Source organism: Stenotrophomonas sp. YJH_SMC_21, assembly GCF_059369555.1.
In genome coordinates this window covers 73127-88194 of sequence record NZ_JCAFSU010000004.1, presented here as the reverse complement: position 1 = coordinate 88194, position 15068 = coordinate 73127, and the positions used below count along the sequence as shown (strand labels likewise).

Genomic DNA, 15068 nt, shown 5'->3' with positions numbered 1-15068 from the left:
GGATATCGTTTCAGACGTCGCAGAGGCGGATCGCCTCGCGCAATGAGGCAACGGGATCGGGCGCTGCAGGCGTGAACTCCTGCGCCAGATACCCCTTGAAACCGGTGTCGCGGATCGCGCGACAGATGGCTGGATAGTGGAGCTCCTGCTGGTCTCCGATCTCGTTCCGGCCGGGCACGCCTGCGGTGTGGTAGTGCTTGAAGCAGGCGTGATGCTTGCCGATGGTGGCGATGATGTCGCCCTCCATGATCTGCATGTGGTAGATGTCGTAGAGCAGGCCGAAATTGTCCGAGCCGAGCCGCTGGCACAGCTCCACACCCCACGCAGAGTGGTCGCACAGGTAGTCGCGATGATCGACCTTGGAGTTGAGCAGCTCCATCACCAGCACCACGCCGCGCTTCTCGGCATGCCCGAGGATGCGCTTGAGCCCAGCCTCGGCATTGGCCATGCCGTCATGCGGGTCCATACCGTTGCGGTTGCCGGAAAAGCAGATGAGGTTTCGATAGCCGGCATCGGCGACCAGATCGATGTGCCGCGTGTAACGTTCCACCAGCTGGTCGTGGAACTCACGGCCGGCAAAGCCCTTGGTCAGGCCCAGTTCTGCGCCGTTGCACATCGAGCTGTACACGCCATTCGCCTTCAGCGTGCGCCAGTCTTCCGGGCCGACCAGGTCGATCGCGGCAAAGCCGATGTCCTTCACCGTCGTGCAGAGCTGGGCAACGGACAGCTGCGGGAAGGTCCAGCGTGCGACGGAATGCTTCAGGTTGCCCTTGAGTGGCGCCGTGGCGGCGAATGCGGGCAATGCGCCCGCGGTTGTCGCGGCCCCCAGGCCAATGCTGCCGGCAACTGCGATGCGCAGCGCATCGCGCCGCGTGAGCCCCCTCGAAGGAGCCGGTCTGATCGAATGGATGGTCATCCACCTTCCGGCCTCCCAACCGGTATCAAACGCAACGATTCACAGCAATGCAATCGATTGCACCATAGGGGAGGAAATTGTCTGTTTGCAAGTCGCGGTGCACGAAAAACTGATGGTGCGAGGCACAACGCAGATGGCATCGCGCAAAAAGAAAAGCCCCGCATGAGCGGGGCTTTCTTTTCTGCTGCAAAGGAGCGTTCGATCAGAACGGAATATCGTCGTCAGCGAAGTCATCCATCGGCGGCGCCTGCTGCGGCTGCGGACGCTGGTTGCCACCCTGGTTGCCGTAACCGCCGCCCTGGTTGCCGCCCTGGTTACCATAGCCGCCGCCCTGGCCACCACGCTGGCCACCACCGCCACCATACTCCTGGCGCGGAGTCTGCTGGCGCTGCGGACGATCGCCGCCGTAGTTGCCACCACCGCCGCCGCCACCGCCTTCACCGCGGCCGCCCAGCATCTGCATTTCATCGGCAATGATGTCGGTGGAGTACTTCTCCACGCCGTCCTGGCCGGTGTACTTGTCGTAGCGCAGGCTGCCTTCGACGTAGACCGAGCTGCCCTTGCGCAGGTACTCGCCGGCGATCTCGCCGAGCTTGCCGAAGAACACCACGCGGTGCCATTCGGTGCGCTCCTGCTGGTTGCCATCCTTGTCCTTGCGGACGCTGGTGGTGGCCAGGCTGATGCGGGTGATCGCCATGCCGCCCTGGGTGTACTTCACGTCCGGGTCGTTGCCGAGATTGCCGACCAGGATGACTTTGTTGATGCCGCGCGCCATAGGTACCTTCGTCCGTTGTCCAGGGGCAGACCGCCAGTGATAGCACAGCCCCGGGCGGGGGTGCAGTAGGCGAGGCCGCCCCTGTTGAAATTTGGGGGAATGCGAGAACGATGCATCTTAGCATTGCCGCCGCCATCCGCCCGGTCAGAAGACCCCGGCCGCGCAGGAGGATTGAACTGATTTCCTTGTCCGGCAATGACTTACCCTCGCTTCGGTGGACATCCGGAGGGGCATTGGCGTCTGCCCATGGCATCATGCCCAAGCTCCTCCCCCTGCCCCCTCCCGCGTTCCCATGACGATCAAAGGCAAAGCCACCTCCCTGGACATCGCCCACCTGGCCGGGGTCTCCCAGCCGACCGTGTCGCGGGCCCTGCGCGGCAGCCCGATGGTCAATGCCGAGACCCGCGAGCGCATCCTGCGCATCGCCCGCGAACTGAACTACAAGGTCGACAAGAACGCCTCCAGCCTGCGCCTGCGCAACGCCGGCACGCTGGCCCTGCTGTTCTTCGAGGACCCGACCAACGACGACTCGCTGATCAACCCGTTCTTCCACTCGATGCTGGGCTCGATCACCCGTGCCTGCGCCCTGCATGGGCAGGACCTGCTGGTCTCGTTCCAGCAGCTGTCCACCGACTGGCAGGCCGATTACGAGGACAGCAACAAGGCCGACGGCATCATCCTGCTCGGCTACGGCGACTACCACGAATCGCGCGACCGCCTGCAGCGGCTGGTCGAACAGGGCACGCACTTCGTGCGCTGGGGCGCCGCCCTGCCCGGCCAACCCGGCGTCTCGATCGGCAGCGACAACTTCCAGGGTGGGCACGACATCACCACCCACCTGCTGCAGCAGGGCTGCCGCCGCATCGCCTTCCTCGGCCATGCCTCCAGCCATTACCCCGAATTCCAGGAGCGCTACCGCGGCCATGTCGCGGCCCTGCAGGACCACGGCCTGGCCGCCGAACCGGCGCTGCAGCACGATGCGATCACCACCGAGGCTTCCGGCCAGGAGGCCTGCCAGGTGCTGCTGGCACGCGGTGAACCGATCGATGCGATCTGCGCCGCCAGCGATCTGATCGCCATCGGCGCGATGCGCGCCCTGCGCGAGACCGGCCTGCGGGTGCCACAGGACGTGGCGGTGACCGGCTTCGACGACATCCCGCTGGCGGCCTCGGTATCCCCGGCGCTGACCACCGTGCAGCAGGACACCAAGCAGGCCGGCCAGCTGCTGGTGGAGCGCCTGCTGGCACTGATCGGTCGCCAGCCGGTGGAGAGCCAGAGCATCCCGGTGAAGCTGGTGGTGCGGGAATCGTCGCTGCGCCGGTAAGCGCCGCCAGGCCTCCCGCCCCGCCCCAACGTGCGACGGCGGAATTCTCCCCCCATGACCAACGGCGGATGCGCACGGAGGCTGATGCGCGGATAACGCGCAGACATCGCCCATGGAAAGGTGTACGTCACATGCTGAAGATCGATTCGCTGTCGAAGACGTACGCTAATGGCGTGCACGCCCTCAACAACGTCAGCCTGGACATCCCGCGCGGCATGTTCGGCCTGCTCGGCCCCAACGGCGCCGGCAAGTCGTCGCTGATGCGCACGCTGTCCACCCTGCAGGAGGCCGACAGCGGAACGGCGACGCTCAGCATTCCAGGCGAGGCGCCGATCGACGTGCTGCGCGACAAGGACGCGGTGCGCCGCCGGCTGGGCTACCTGCCGCAGGATTTCGGCGTGTATCCGAAAGTCAGCGCGCTGGACCTGCTGGAGCATTTCGCGGTGCTCAAGGGCCTGACCCAGCGCGCGCAGCGCCGCGAGGTGGTCGATGGGCTGCTGCAGCAGGTGAATCTGTGGGATGCCCGCAAGCGCAAGCTGGGCACCTACTCCGGCGGCATGCGCCAGCGCTTCGGCATTGCCCAGGCGCTGCTGGGTGACCCGCGGCTGGTGATCGTCGATGAACCCACCGCCGGCCTCGACCCGGAAGAGCGCAACCGCTTCCTCAACCTGCTGGCGGCCATCGGCGAGAACGTGGCGGTGATCCTGTCCACCCACATCGTCGAGGACGTGACCGATCTGTGTCCGACGATGGCGATCATGAACAAGGGCCAGGTGCTGCTGACCGGCCGTCCTGCCGAAGCGATCGACGCCCTGCAGCACCAGGTCTGGCGCAAGCAGGTTGATCCTTCGGAACTGGCCGACCACGAGGCACGCTACGTGGTGCTGTCCACCCGCCTGGTCGGTGGTCGCCCGGTGATCCACGTGCACAGCACCAACGACCCCGGCGACGGCTTCGCAGCCGTGGCTCCCGACCTCGAGGACGTGTACTTCCAGCGCCTGCGCCTGCAGGCCCGTGCCCGCGCGGCAGCCTGAGCGGAGCACGCCATGATCTTCAATTTCTTCCGCTTCGAACTGCGCGAGCAGCTGCGTTCCCCGCTGCTGTGGCTGCTGGCCGGGCTGTTCGCCCTGCTTGCCTTTGCCGCAGCGTCCAGCGACGCCGTGCAGATCGGTGGCGGCACCGGCAACGTGCACAGCAACGCGCCCACCGTGATCGCGCAGATGCTGGGCATCTTCACCCTGCTCGGCATGCTGGTCACCGCGCTGTTCGTCAGCAACGCGCTGTTGCGTGACTTCGAACTCGGCACTGCCGAACTGATCTTCGCCAGCCCGGTGAAGCGCCGCGATTACCTGGCCGGGCGCATCGCTGCCGCCCTGGCGGCCGGGCTGCTGGTCTACATCCTGATCGCGTTCGGCCTGTGGCTGGCGCCGTTCATGCCCTGGGTCGATCCCGAACGCATGGGCCCGATCAGCTGGCAGGGCTATGCCTGGACGTTCGCGGTCATCGTCATTCCGAACCTGTTGTTCACCACCGCGCTGCTGTCGCTGCTGGCAGCGCTGACCCGCTCGATCCTCTGGGTCTACATCGGCCTGGTGGCCTACCTGGTCCTGTACGGCGCCAGCGCGGCGCTGCTGCGCGACATCGACAATACGTGGATCGCGGTGCTGAGCGAACCGCTGGGCATGCGCGCACTCGGCCGTACCATCCGCTACTGGTCCACTGCCGAACGCAACGACGGGATTCCCGAGCTGGCCGGTTACCTGCTGGCCAACCGCGCCCTGTGGTTGGGCGTGGCTGCCGCGCTGTTCGCCGCCACCTTCGCGCTGTTCCGCACCGAACGCAGCGGCAGTGGCCGTCCGCGCTGGGGCCGCAGGCAGGCGCAACCGGCTGCCGATGCCAGCGTGGTCCGCCCCACCCGCGCGACACTGCCGCGCGTGATACCGGCGTTCACTGCCAGCACGGCGTGGCAGCAGTTCCTGCGCCAGGTCCGCTTCGATACACGCGGCGTCCTGCGCAGCGTGCCGTTCATCGTGCTGCTGGTATTGGGCCTGGCCAACTTCCTGCCCAGCGCGCTGTTCCGGCAGACCCTGTACGGCACCTCGATCTGGCCGGTCACCTCGCAGATGATCATGGGCCTGCAGGGGGCCTTCAGCTGGCTGCTGGTGATCATCGTGCTGTTCTTCGCCGGTGAGCTGGTCTGGAAGGAACGCAGTGCGCGCATCAATGAAGTGACCGATGCCATGCCAGTGCCGAACTGGGTGCCGCTGCTGGCCAAGTTCACCGCACTGCTGGCCGTGATCGTCTGCTTCCAGGCCGCCGGCGCGCTGGCCGCGATGGGCGTGCAGCTGGCCAAGGGCTACACGCATCTGGAGCCGCTCCTGTACCTGCGCAGCCTGGCGCTGGATTCGGTGGTCTACATCCTCATGGGGGGCCTGGCGCTGGTGCTGCAGGTGCTCACCAACAACAAGTTCGTCGGTTACGCATTGCTGATCGTGGTGATGATCGGCCAAGGCGTGCTGGGCATGCTCGACTACACGCAGAACCTGTACAACTTCGGCAGCTGGCCCAACGCACCCTATTCGGACATGAACGGCTACGGCCACTTCCTGACCGGGCAACTGGTGTTCCAGGGCTACTGGGCGCTGTTCCTGCTGACGTTGATGTGCCTGGCGTCGGCATTCTGGGTGCGCGGTGTCAGCCAAGGGTTGCGCCAGCGCATGACCCTGGCCGGCCGCCGCCTGCGCGGCCCGACCGGGGTCTTCGCCGGAGTCGCCGCATTGGCCTTCGTCGGCGTGGGTGGCTGGCTGTACTGGAGCACCAACATCCGCAACGAGTTCATCTCGCCCGACCAACAGCTGGATCTGCAGGCCCGCTACGAGCGCGAGCTGTCGAAGTACCGCACGCTGCCGCAGCCCCGCATCGTGGCGGTGGACAACCGCGTGGATCTGTTCCCGGAATCGCAGTCGATGGTGATCGATGCGAACTGGACGGTGCGCAATACCCACGCCACGCCGATCCAGGACGTGCACGTCTCGATGGGTGATGACAAGCAGCTGGTCGCGGTCGACCTGGGTGGGCAGACACTATCGATGCATGACGCCGATCTCGGCTACCGCATCTACCGCCTGCAGAAACCGCTGCAACCGGGTGAAACCCGCAGCGTGCATTTCCGGGTGGTGCAGAAGCCCAACGGCATCACCGCGGGCCAAGCACCAAGCAACATCGTCGACAACGGCACCTTCTTCAACAGCCGCGTACTGCCGTCGTTCGGCTACAACGAAGGCGCCGAGATCAGCGACCGCAACGAGCGGCGCAAGCGCGACCTGGGTGAGCCGCGGCGCATGCCCAAGCTGGAAGACGAAGCCGCGCGTGCCAACACGTACATAGCCAACGATGCCGACTGGCTCGACTTCCGCACCACGATCTGCACGGCACCAGACCAGGTGGCGTTGGCGCCGGGCTACCTTCTGAAGGAGACCACGGTAAATGGCCGGCGCTGCTTCAGCTACGCCATGGACCGGCCAATGCTGAACTTCTACGCCTACCTCTCGGCACGCTGGGAGGTGCGCAGGGCGAAGTACAAGAACATCCCGGTGGAGGTCTACTTCGACCCGGCGCACGGCTACAACGTGGACCGTATGATCGAAGCGGTGCAGAAGTCGCTGACCTACTACGAAGCGAACTTCACCCCGTACCAGCATCGCCAGGTGCGCATCATCGAGTTCCCGGGCTATGCGCGCTTCGCGCAGTCGTTCGCCAACACCATCCCCTACTCCGAGGCCATCGGTTTCATCGCCGACCTGCGTGACCCGGACAAGGTGGACTACGTGTTCTACGTAACCGCGCACGAGATCGCGCACCAGTGGTGGGCGCACCAGGTGATCGGTGCCAACGTGCAGGGCGCGACGGTGCTGTCCGAATCGTTGTCGCAGTACTCTGCGCTGATGGTGATGGAGCAGGAGTACGGCCGCCAGCACATGCGCCAGTTCCTCAAGCGCGAACTGGACGGCTACCTGTCCGGCCGCGGCGGCGAGGCCATCGAGGAACAGCCGCTGGAACGTGTGGAGAACCAGCAGTACATCCACTACCAGAAGGGTTCGCTGGTGTTCTACCGCCTGCGCGAGGAGATCGGCGAGCAGGCGCTTAACCGCGCATTGAAGCGCTTCCTGCAGGACAAGGGGTACCAGCAACCGCCGTACACCACCTCACGCGAGCTGCTGGACTACCTCCGTGCCGAGACCCCGGCCGACCGCCAGCAGCTGGTCACCGACCTGTTCGAGAAGATCAGCTTCTACGACAACCGCGTGATGGCCGCCAGCGCCCGCAAGCGCGATGACGGCCGCTACGACGTGACCCTGGACCTGCACGCCGCCAAGCAGTACGCCGACGGCAAGGGCAAGGAGAGCGACGGAAAGATGGATGACTGGGTCGAGATCGGCGTGTTCGCCAACGGGCCTTCAGGCAAGGAACGCGACCAGAGAGTGCTGTACCTGCAGCGTCATCACATCACCAGCACCGATCCGAAGATCACGGTGACGGTGGATGAAAAGCCGGACGAAGCAGGCTTCGATCCCTACAACAAGCTGATCGACCGGGTGAGCGATGACAACCGGCGCAAGGTGACGATGTGAGGTATGCGGTGGTGCCAGTCAAATGGCTGGCATCACTGCTGCAGACAGAAACGACATGCCACGCCCAATTGCGTCATTTAAAGTCCTGATTGGCCAGAGATGCAGGGACACCACCAGATTCCATTTCAAGGCAAGCGATACTTTCCGTGAACCTTCGAGAGGCCGCGATGACATCCAGCCATATCTACTTCGCCGCACACGGAATCTCCGCATCAGTGAACTGGGCAGCCGAGGTATTGGCCGACTGTGGTCTTGAGCTCGAATTGGAGCTGGGTGGGAACAGTGTTCTCATTACGGGCGATGAAGACGTTCGCCTGCGGCTCTCTCTCAACGACGCGCCCCATGTCCTCCAGGAAGCCATCGAGCTAGCGCATGGCACTGAACACGTACATGCCATGAGCCAGTGCACGGCCAGATTCGAGATCTCAATCACCGACCTGGAGGCGGTTTTGGATGAGATGAACACGCTGATCGAGGTCCAGCAGACACTGCTCACCGCCGTGGACGGTGTCCTGTGGAACGAGTGGAACGAAGCACTCAGCCGGTGATTTCCGGCTGAGGCCTGGCCTTCGGCCCCAGCAACGCCAGCAGCACGAAGACCACGATCGAGGCGACGGTACCGAGCGCCGCCGGCAACCCGAACGCCCATGCCGAACGGCCCTGCTGGCGCGCCCGCTGGGCCAGATGCCAGGCCGCGCCCAGGTTGATCAGCCAGGCAATGACGAACACCGGCCATAGCACCATGCCCACCGCGCGCAGCAGGGGCATGGACACCAGCGCGGCAGCGATCGCCGCGATCAGGAAGATCAGGGCCGAGCGGGAATGGCGTGCCGTGGGTACGCTCATGCTGCCAACCTGCGCACCATCACCAGCACGCGATAGCTGCGGTTGTCGGCTTCCTGCAGCGGCTTCCAGCCCAGCCGCGCATACAGCCCACCGTCCAGGGCCTCGGTCTGCAGGTAGAGATCGGAAACCCCCATCCGCACCGCCTGCGCCGCTGCTTGCTCCACCAGCGCGCCAGCCAGCCCACGCCCGCGATGGCTGTCGGCCACGAACACGCTGCCCAGCCAATGTTCGTACTGTGGGAACGCCTGCATTTCCCGCCGCTTGAGCTGGACTGCGCCAACCACCTGACCGTCATCGAATGCGGCGATCAGGTGCGGGAAACCTTCGGCATCCTGTGGCGGATTGAGCCGCTGCAGTTCCTGTTCCAGTGTCAGGCCGGCGTCCTGGCCCCATTCCGCGTTGTACCACTGGGCCAATTGCTGCCGTTCCGGTGCGTCGGCGGGTAGTCCCCTGAATTCCATGGCAATGCCTCGATCCCGATGTCACCCAAGGGGATCATGGACGGCGCCCGAAGGGAAGCCTTCTGTAGCGTCGAGCCATGCTCGACACATCAGGCCATGCGCGAAAGGCAGTCGAGCATGGCTCGACGCTACAAATGGCGCGACGGCAACTCAGCCCTGGGCGAAGTCCTTCAGGATCTCGCCAACGCCGCTGGGCGAGATCTCAAAGCCCAGCGAAGTACCCGGGTTGATCACCACGCCGTAGCCACCCGGCACCCGGCGCAGCACGTCCAGCATCCGCCAGCGGATCTGGTGTTCGGCCTGCTGGCTGTAGATGCCCACCCGCGACGGATCGGTGAACACGGCCACGTGCAGGGTGCCCTGCTTGTCGAACAGCAGCGGGTCGAAGCCGCTGCCATCGGGGGTCACCAGGCTGCCGGTCAGCAGCACTACCTCGGAAGCGACGAAGGCCTCCATGAAGGCGCGGATCGGCACCGCCCCGTCCATCGCCGCCTTCAGCAGGGTTTCGATCGGGGTCTGCGGGGCGAGGTCGGTCATGGCGATACGGCGGGGCGTGAGGGGTGCCTATTGTGCCGGATGCGGCCAAACCCGGTAGTGCCGGCCACTGGCCGGCACCTGCAGGTACCCGGAATCCGGGGCTGCCGGCCAGCGGCCGGCACTACCGCCCCAGACGCTGGTCCCGCGCCTTCTGGTCGGCCATCGCCTTGTCCAGCTCGGCCTGCAGCGCCGGCTGCTGCACGGCAGCGTCCAGCACATAGACCTTCACGCCGTGCGCGGGCACGTCGGCCTTCAGCAGACCGTTCACCTGCAACGAACCGCCGTCCAGCGCATCGCGCCAGCGGCCCGCCTGGACGTAACGCGACACAGTGAAGCTCTTTGCCCTGTCGCCCTTGTTCAGCAGCACCAGCGCGGTCTGCGCCACCTCGCCATGCTGCAGCACGCGGAAGAACACTGCCTCATCGCCCTGCAGGCGCTCGTTCACCTGCAGGCCGCGCTGCAGCGCCGGGGTGGCTTCGCGCAGCCTGGCGATACGCTGCAGCGGCGCGAAGATCGGGCTCTTCGGCGCCGCATCCACACGCGGCTGGCCGAAGTACGCACGATTGCCGGCATGCTCGGCACGGCCACGCATGAAGCCCGTCTCCGAACCGTAATAGACCACCGGAATGCCGCGCGCGGTGAACAGCCAGTTGTGCGCATCGATGAAGCCATCGTCGCTGGCCTGCAGGCGCGGCATGTCGTGGTTGTCGTAGAAGCTCATCAGCTCGTACGGGTTGGCGTACGGTCCGCCGCTCAGGTGCAGCGGCTCGGCCAGGGTTTCGAAGCCCTTGGCGGCGGTGCCGAAGGTCTGCTCCAGCGCGCCGCGCAATGGGAAATCGAGCACGCTCACGTTCGCGTTGGCGGGCCAGGTGTGCTCGGCGATGCGCGCGGCATCGTAGTCGAACGCTTCGCCGAACATGAACATGCCCGGATGCTCGGCGCGGATGCGCTTGATGAATTCATGCCACCACGGGTGCGGCAGCCAGCCGATGGTGTCGATGCGCAACGCGTCCACGCCCTGCGCGGTCCACTGCAGGTAGGCGCCGACCAGGTAGTCCATCACCGCCGGATTGTCCTGGTTGAAGTCCGACAGCTCGGCCAGGTTGCGGTCGAAGATCGAGCCGTCCTTTCTGTCGACCGGACCGATGTTGTTGTAGAACGCGTGCAACGGGTTGTGCTTCGGATCCAGTTTCTGCGGCGGCAGGTTCTGGTGGTCGGCAATCAGTTTTCCGTCCTTGTCGAAGATCTGCCCGAACTGCGGCTGCCGTGTCGGCATGGTCCAGGCCGGCGAACCGTGGTTGCCTACGATATCCAGCACCACCTTCAAGCCAGCACCGTGCAGGCCCTTGGTCAGCCCGGCGAAGTCCAGGTCCCTGCTCGGCAGGTGCTCGTCGAGCTTGTAGAAATTGATGCCCCAGTAGCCGTGGTAACCGGTCTTGCCGCGGTCGGTCAGCGTGCTGGTGCAGCTGATCGGCTTGCTGCCGGTAAAGGCCTCGTCCGGGTTGTCGACGATGGGCGTGATCCACACCGCACCGAAGCCCAGGTTGCGGATGTACTGCGCATTGTCGAGCACGCCACGGAAGTCGCCGCCGAGATAGCCGATGTTGCCGTCCACCTTGTCCGGGCACGGCACCGGGATATCGAAGGTGCGGTGCGCGCCACCCTGGTCACGATGGTCGTTGGACGGATCACCGTTGACAAAGCGGTCGGTGACCACGAAGTACACCGCATCGCTGGCGAACGGCTCGGTGGTGCCGACGTAGTCCGGGCGCGGCGCGGCCGCGGCCTGGCCGGCGAACAGGGCAAGGGAAACAGCAACAGCCAGGACACCACGCATCACACCACCTCCGGACGGGACGGAACCCGCAGCACGCACAGGCCGGCCAGGAACAGGCTGCAGCCGCCCAGCACCAGCACATGCATCGGCTGGCCACCCAGCCAGGCGCGCAGGGCAAAGCCAAGCGCGCTGGCCGCCACCAGCTGCGGGATCACGATGAAGAAATTGAAGATGCCCATGTACACACCCATCTTCGACGCCGGCACGCTGTCGGACAGCAGTGCATACGGCAACGACAGGATCGAGGCCCAGGCAAAGCCCACACCCACCATCGACAGCAGCAGCCAGTGCGGGTCGCGGATGAACATCAGCGAGACCAGGCCGGCGCCGCCCAGCCACAGGTTGACCAGGTGGCTCCAGCGCAGGCCGATCGCACGCACCATCGGCGGAATCAGCACCGCCGCCAGCGCAGCGAAGCCGTTGTAGGCGCCAAACAGCACGCCCACCCAGTTGGCACCTTCGTTGTAGGCGGCCGACTGTGGATCAGTCGAACCGAAGTGGGTACCGGCCACCGCAGCGGTGGTGTAGATCCACATGGCGAACAGCGCGAACCACGAGAAGAACTGCACCCACGCCAGGCGGCGCATGGTGACCGGCATCGCGCGCAGGTCGCCGACGATGGCGGCCAGCATATGCGTGGCCGGCAGCGCGCGCGCCGCCGCCAGCAGCAGGCCGTAGCCGGCGCACAGGCCGGCCAGCACGTACAGCATCCGGTCGCCCTGCCGCCAGGTGATCAGCAGCGCCAACAACACACCCAACCCAAGCCACAGGGTCACCCGCGTCCATGAAGCCGGGCCGTTGATCGCGGCCGCCGCGTGATGTTCCGGCGGCTCGGCATCATCGAACCCGGCCAGCTCCGCCGGTGAATATTCGCGGGTGCTGACCACCGTCCAGGTGATCGCCGCGAGCAGCACCACCGCGCCGAAGTAGAACGCATAGCGCACAGTGTCGGGCACTTCCCCGGCGGCCGCGGTGTTGGCAACGCCGAAGTGGGCCAGGATGAATGGCAGGAAGCTGGCGACGATGGCGCCCACGCCGATGAAGAAGCTCTGCATCGCGTAGCCGGCCGGACGCTGGCGTGGCGCCAGCTGGTCGCCGACAAAGGCACGGAACGGCTCCATCGATACGTTGATCGAGGCATCCAGCACCCACAGCGTGCCGGCCGCGATCCACAGCGTCGGCGAGTTCGGCATCACCAGCAGCGCCAGCGTGGTCAACACCGCACCGATCATGAAGTACGGACGACGACGACCCCAGCGGGTCCAGGTGCGGTCGGACAGGTAACCGATCACCGGTTGCACCAGCAGGCCGGTCAGCGGCGCGGCAATCCACAGCCCGGGTACCGCGTCGATGTCCGCACCCAGCGTCTCGAAGATGCGGCTGGCGTTGGCGTTCTGCAGGGCGAACCCGAACTGGATGCCGAGGAAGCCGAAACACATGTTCCAGATCTGCCAGAACGACAGCTGCGGTTTGGCGGGACGATTCATCGTGCCCCCTCTTCCATCGCCACCGGCGCCACCGTCAGCGCCTGCACCTGGGCCTGGTTGAGCACGCCCTCGCGGCCGCCCTTGCCACCGGTGTAGTGCGCGAAATGTTCAAGCGCGCTCATGTTGAAGCCCTCTTCAAGCGCAACCGTGCATTGCCCCTTTGGCACCGTGAATGTTGCCGAGGTCGAGTCCTGCACGGCCACGCTGTGCGGCAGCGTGACCGTATGCCGCTGCAACGGCTGGCCCGGGCACTGCAGCACCAGCTGCTTGACCGCAGCCGTGACGCCGGTGTTGATCGGCCCGTTCGGGTTTCGATATTGCAGGCGCAGGCGAACCTGCCCGGCCTTGGCCGAGGTGAACTGCCAGCGCTGCGCACCCTTCAGCACCTGCTGCGGACCGACGCAGACCATTGGGCTGTGCAGCGATTCCAACGCGCCTTCGCGTCGGGTCAGGCTGAGGCAATGCTGCAGCCCATCGTCGTTGATCTGCACCTGGCCGTTGCTGGCGACGACGGCCCTGCCGTCCTTCCACAGAACCTGCCCGGCTTGCACCGGAACGTTCCAACCCGTGCCCCTGCGCAGGGCCTGCGGTGCCGCGGGTGTTGCGGGCGCACGCGCGTTGGCATCCGCAGTCGTGGCAGCGAAGCCTGTTGCTGCCGGGGCAGTCACCAGCTGCACCGTGGTGGTCGTGCCGCGCGTGGTGGTCCTGCCCGCCACCAGCAAGCCATCGCCCACGCTCTGCGGACGCTCCAGCACATAGCGCTTGCCAGTGACTTCCAGGCTGATGCTGCGCTGCGTGCCGAACAGTTCCGGCACCAGCACCGCCGGCAGCTTGGGCTGCACGCGGCCATCGTCCTGCACGCCGATCACGCCTTCGACCACCATCGACAGATACCCGGCCACCGACCACAGCTGGCGTTCGGAGTTGACCACCGGGCCGCTCAGCGCGCCTTCCTCGACATGCACGGCCTGGCTGACCAGCTCGTAGTTCTCCATGTTGGAACCGGCCAGCGCGGCGCCCCGCATCAGCGAACGGATCTCGGCGGCGATGCGCGGCCCATCGTCCAGCTGCCGCGCCGCACGCAGCGAGTAGGCGCTGACAAACGGCCAGATCGCACGGTTGTGGTAGATCGGCTGCTGCGCTTCCTGCGGCCAGACCACGGGGCTGCCGGCTGGCCCCATCGGGTAAGCAGCCAGTGCACGGCGTGCGCGCTCGGGCGGCAGCACCCCGGCGAGGATGCCCAGCGACAGGCCCAGCAGATCGACCTTGGCGTACGGCACCGGGTGCGCGGCTTCGCCGATGTAGCTCATGTACTGGCCGATATCCTCGCGCCAGAAGCGCGCATCGACCTGCTGCGCCAACGCATCGGCCCACGCCTTGTAGTCGGCCGCGCGGGCGTCGCCGTGCTGGCCGGCCAGGCGTTCGGCCAGGCGCAGTGCCTGGTAGTGCAGCACGTTGGTGGACAGTGCGTAGGAATCACCGATGAAGCGCACGTCCTCGCGGGTCCAGTCCGGATAGGTCTGCTCGCGCCAGTCCAGGAAGGAGGTCTCGCCACGGTACAGGCCCACCTGCGCGTCGAACACCATCGCGCGGTCCTGCGCCAGCGTGCCCTTCAGCGCCTGCCAGACCTGGTCGGCAAACGCGCGATCCTCCAGCAGATGACGGGCCGCCAGGAACCACACCACGCGATCGCTGCTGATCGGCCAGCTGCCACCGGAACCGGTGTCCTGCGCCACGAACAGGCCGGGCGTGTGCCCGTCGCGCGCCGCCGACAGCTTGAACTGCAGCGACTGCCGGGTGCGTCGCGGGTCCAGCCGCGCCAGCGCCAGATCGGCGGCGAAGCTGACATCGCGGGTCCACACATAGGGCCAGCGCGCGCCGGTCTGGAAGCACTCGCACGGCACCGGTCGGCCTTCGTCGAACGCGGGATCGCGAATCGCGTCCACGCGGTCCTGGTCCATCTCCTGCTGGGCCAGCGCGAACAACGCGTCGAACATCACGCTGCCGGTCTGGCTGCGCATCGGTGCGGCTGCGATCTGCACTGCGCCCTTCGGCGCATGCAGCACGAAGCTGCCGTTGGCAGCGGCTTCGGCGCGCGCATGGCGGCCGTCGAATTGCAGGTCGGCCGCCTGCGCGGTCGATCCCAGCGCTGCCCCCAGGGCAGCGGTCAGGCAAATGATCTTCAGCATCGAAGCGGCGGACCGGCTTGCGCCCGTCGGCCTCCCTCCCTCTCTGCACGCGTTGTAGGTCCGCA

The 15068-nt window shown here is 66.1% G+C and carries 12 protein-coding genes; 4 read left to right on the top strand and 8 right to left on the bottom strand.

Annotated elements, in window-relative coordinates; all coding sequences use genetic code 11:
- Positions 1-10 precede the first annotated feature (10 nt).
- Positions 11-916, bottom strand: a complete 906-nt coding sequence (locus tag AC5P67_RS07900; protein WP_087802953.1) for a hydroxypyruvate isomerase family protein — start codon at positions 914-916, stop codon at positions 11-13.
- A 202-nt stretch (positions 917-1118) separates the two neighbouring features.
- Entirely contained in the window at positions 1119-1691 is a 573-nt protein-coding gene (locus tag AC5P67_RS07895) for a single-stranded DNA-binding protein (RefSeq protein WP_012479392.1), read from the bottom strand.
- 292 nt (positions 1692-1983) lie between these two features.
- Between AC5P67_RS07895 and AC5P67_RS07890 the strand changes: the two genes are divergently transcribed.
- The 4 genes from AC5P67_RS07890 to AC5P67_RS07875 all read left to right on the top strand — a co-directional run bounded on the left by AC5P67_RS07890 (position 1984) and on the right by AC5P67_RS07875 (position 8194).
- Positions 1984-3015 (top strand): LacI family DNA-binding transcriptional regulator, encoded by a 1032-nt coding sequence (locus AC5P67_RS07890; protein WP_049397657.1) that lies wholly within the window; start codon positions 1984-1986, stop codon positions 3013-3015.
- A gap of 131 nt (positions 3016-3146) precedes the next feature.
- Positions 3147-4049 (top strand): ABC transporter ATP-binding protein, encoded by a 903-nt coding sequence (locus tag AC5P67_RS07885; protein ID WP_049397658.1) that lies wholly within the window; start codon positions 3147-3149, stop codon positions 4047-4049.
- A 12-nt stretch (positions 4050-4061) separates the two neighbouring features.
- Positions 4062-7646 (top strand): ABC transporter permease/M1 family aminopeptidase, encoded by a 3585-nt coding sequence (locus tag AC5P67_RS07880; RefSeq protein WP_495214480.1) that lies wholly within the window; start codon positions 4062-4064, stop codon positions 7644-7646.
- Positions 7647-7792: 146 nt separating this feature from the next.
- Entirely contained in the window at positions 7793-8194 is a 402-nt protein-coding gene (locus AC5P67_RS07875) for a hypothetical protein (protein ID WP_229302625.1), read from the top strand.
- Here AC5P67_RS07875 and AC5P67_RS07870 read toward each other — a convergent pair.
- From AC5P67_RS07870 to AC5P67_RS07845, 6 genes are all read right to left on the bottom strand, one after another.
- Entirely contained in the window at positions 8184-8492 is a 309-nt protein-coding gene (locus AC5P67_RS07870; RefSeq protein WP_049459135.1) for a hypothetical protein, read from the bottom strand. The genes AC5P67_RS07875 and AC5P67_RS07870 overlap by 11 nt on opposite strands.
- Positions 8489-8953 (bottom strand): GNAT family N-acetyltransferase, encoded by a 465-nt coding sequence (locus tag AC5P67_RS07865; protein ID WP_049459136.1) that lies wholly within the window; start codon positions 8951-8953, stop codon positions 8489-8491. The genes AC5P67_RS07870 and AC5P67_RS07865 overlap by 4 nt, the downstream gene beginning before the upstream one ends.
- 150 nt (positions 8954-9103) lie before the next feature.
- Positions 9104-9490: an SseB family protein gene (locus tag AC5P67_RS07860; protein ID WP_021203054.1), complete on the bottom strand. Its 387-nt coding sequence runs from the start codon at positions 9488-9490 to the stop codon at positions 9104-9106.
- Positions 9491-9611: 121 nt separating this feature from the next.
- Positions 9612-11327 carry an alpha-amylase family glycosyl hydrolase gene (locus AC5P67_RS07855; protein WP_495214477.1) on the bottom strand — a complete coding sequence of 572 codons (1716 nt, stop codon included), beginning with the start codon at positions 11325-11327 and terminating at the stop codon, positions 9612-9614.
- The gene (locus AC5P67_RS07850) at positions 11327-12814 is read right to left on the bottom strand and encodes an MFS transporter (protein WP_012479383.1); all 1488 of its coding nucleotides are present in this window, start codon (positions 12812-12814) and stop codon (positions 11327-11329) included. The genes AC5P67_RS07855 and AC5P67_RS07850 overlap by 1 nt, the downstream gene beginning before the upstream one ends.
- Complete coding sequence (locus tag AC5P67_RS07845; RefSeq protein ID WP_099527530.1) at positions 12811-15003, bottom strand: glucosidase family protein; 2193 nt, start codon at positions 15001-15003, stop codon at positions 12811-12813. Before AC5P67_RS07845 ends, AC5P67_RS07850 begins: the two co-directional genes overlap by 4 nt.
- Between the last annotated feature and the right edge of the window lie 65 nt (positions 15004-15068).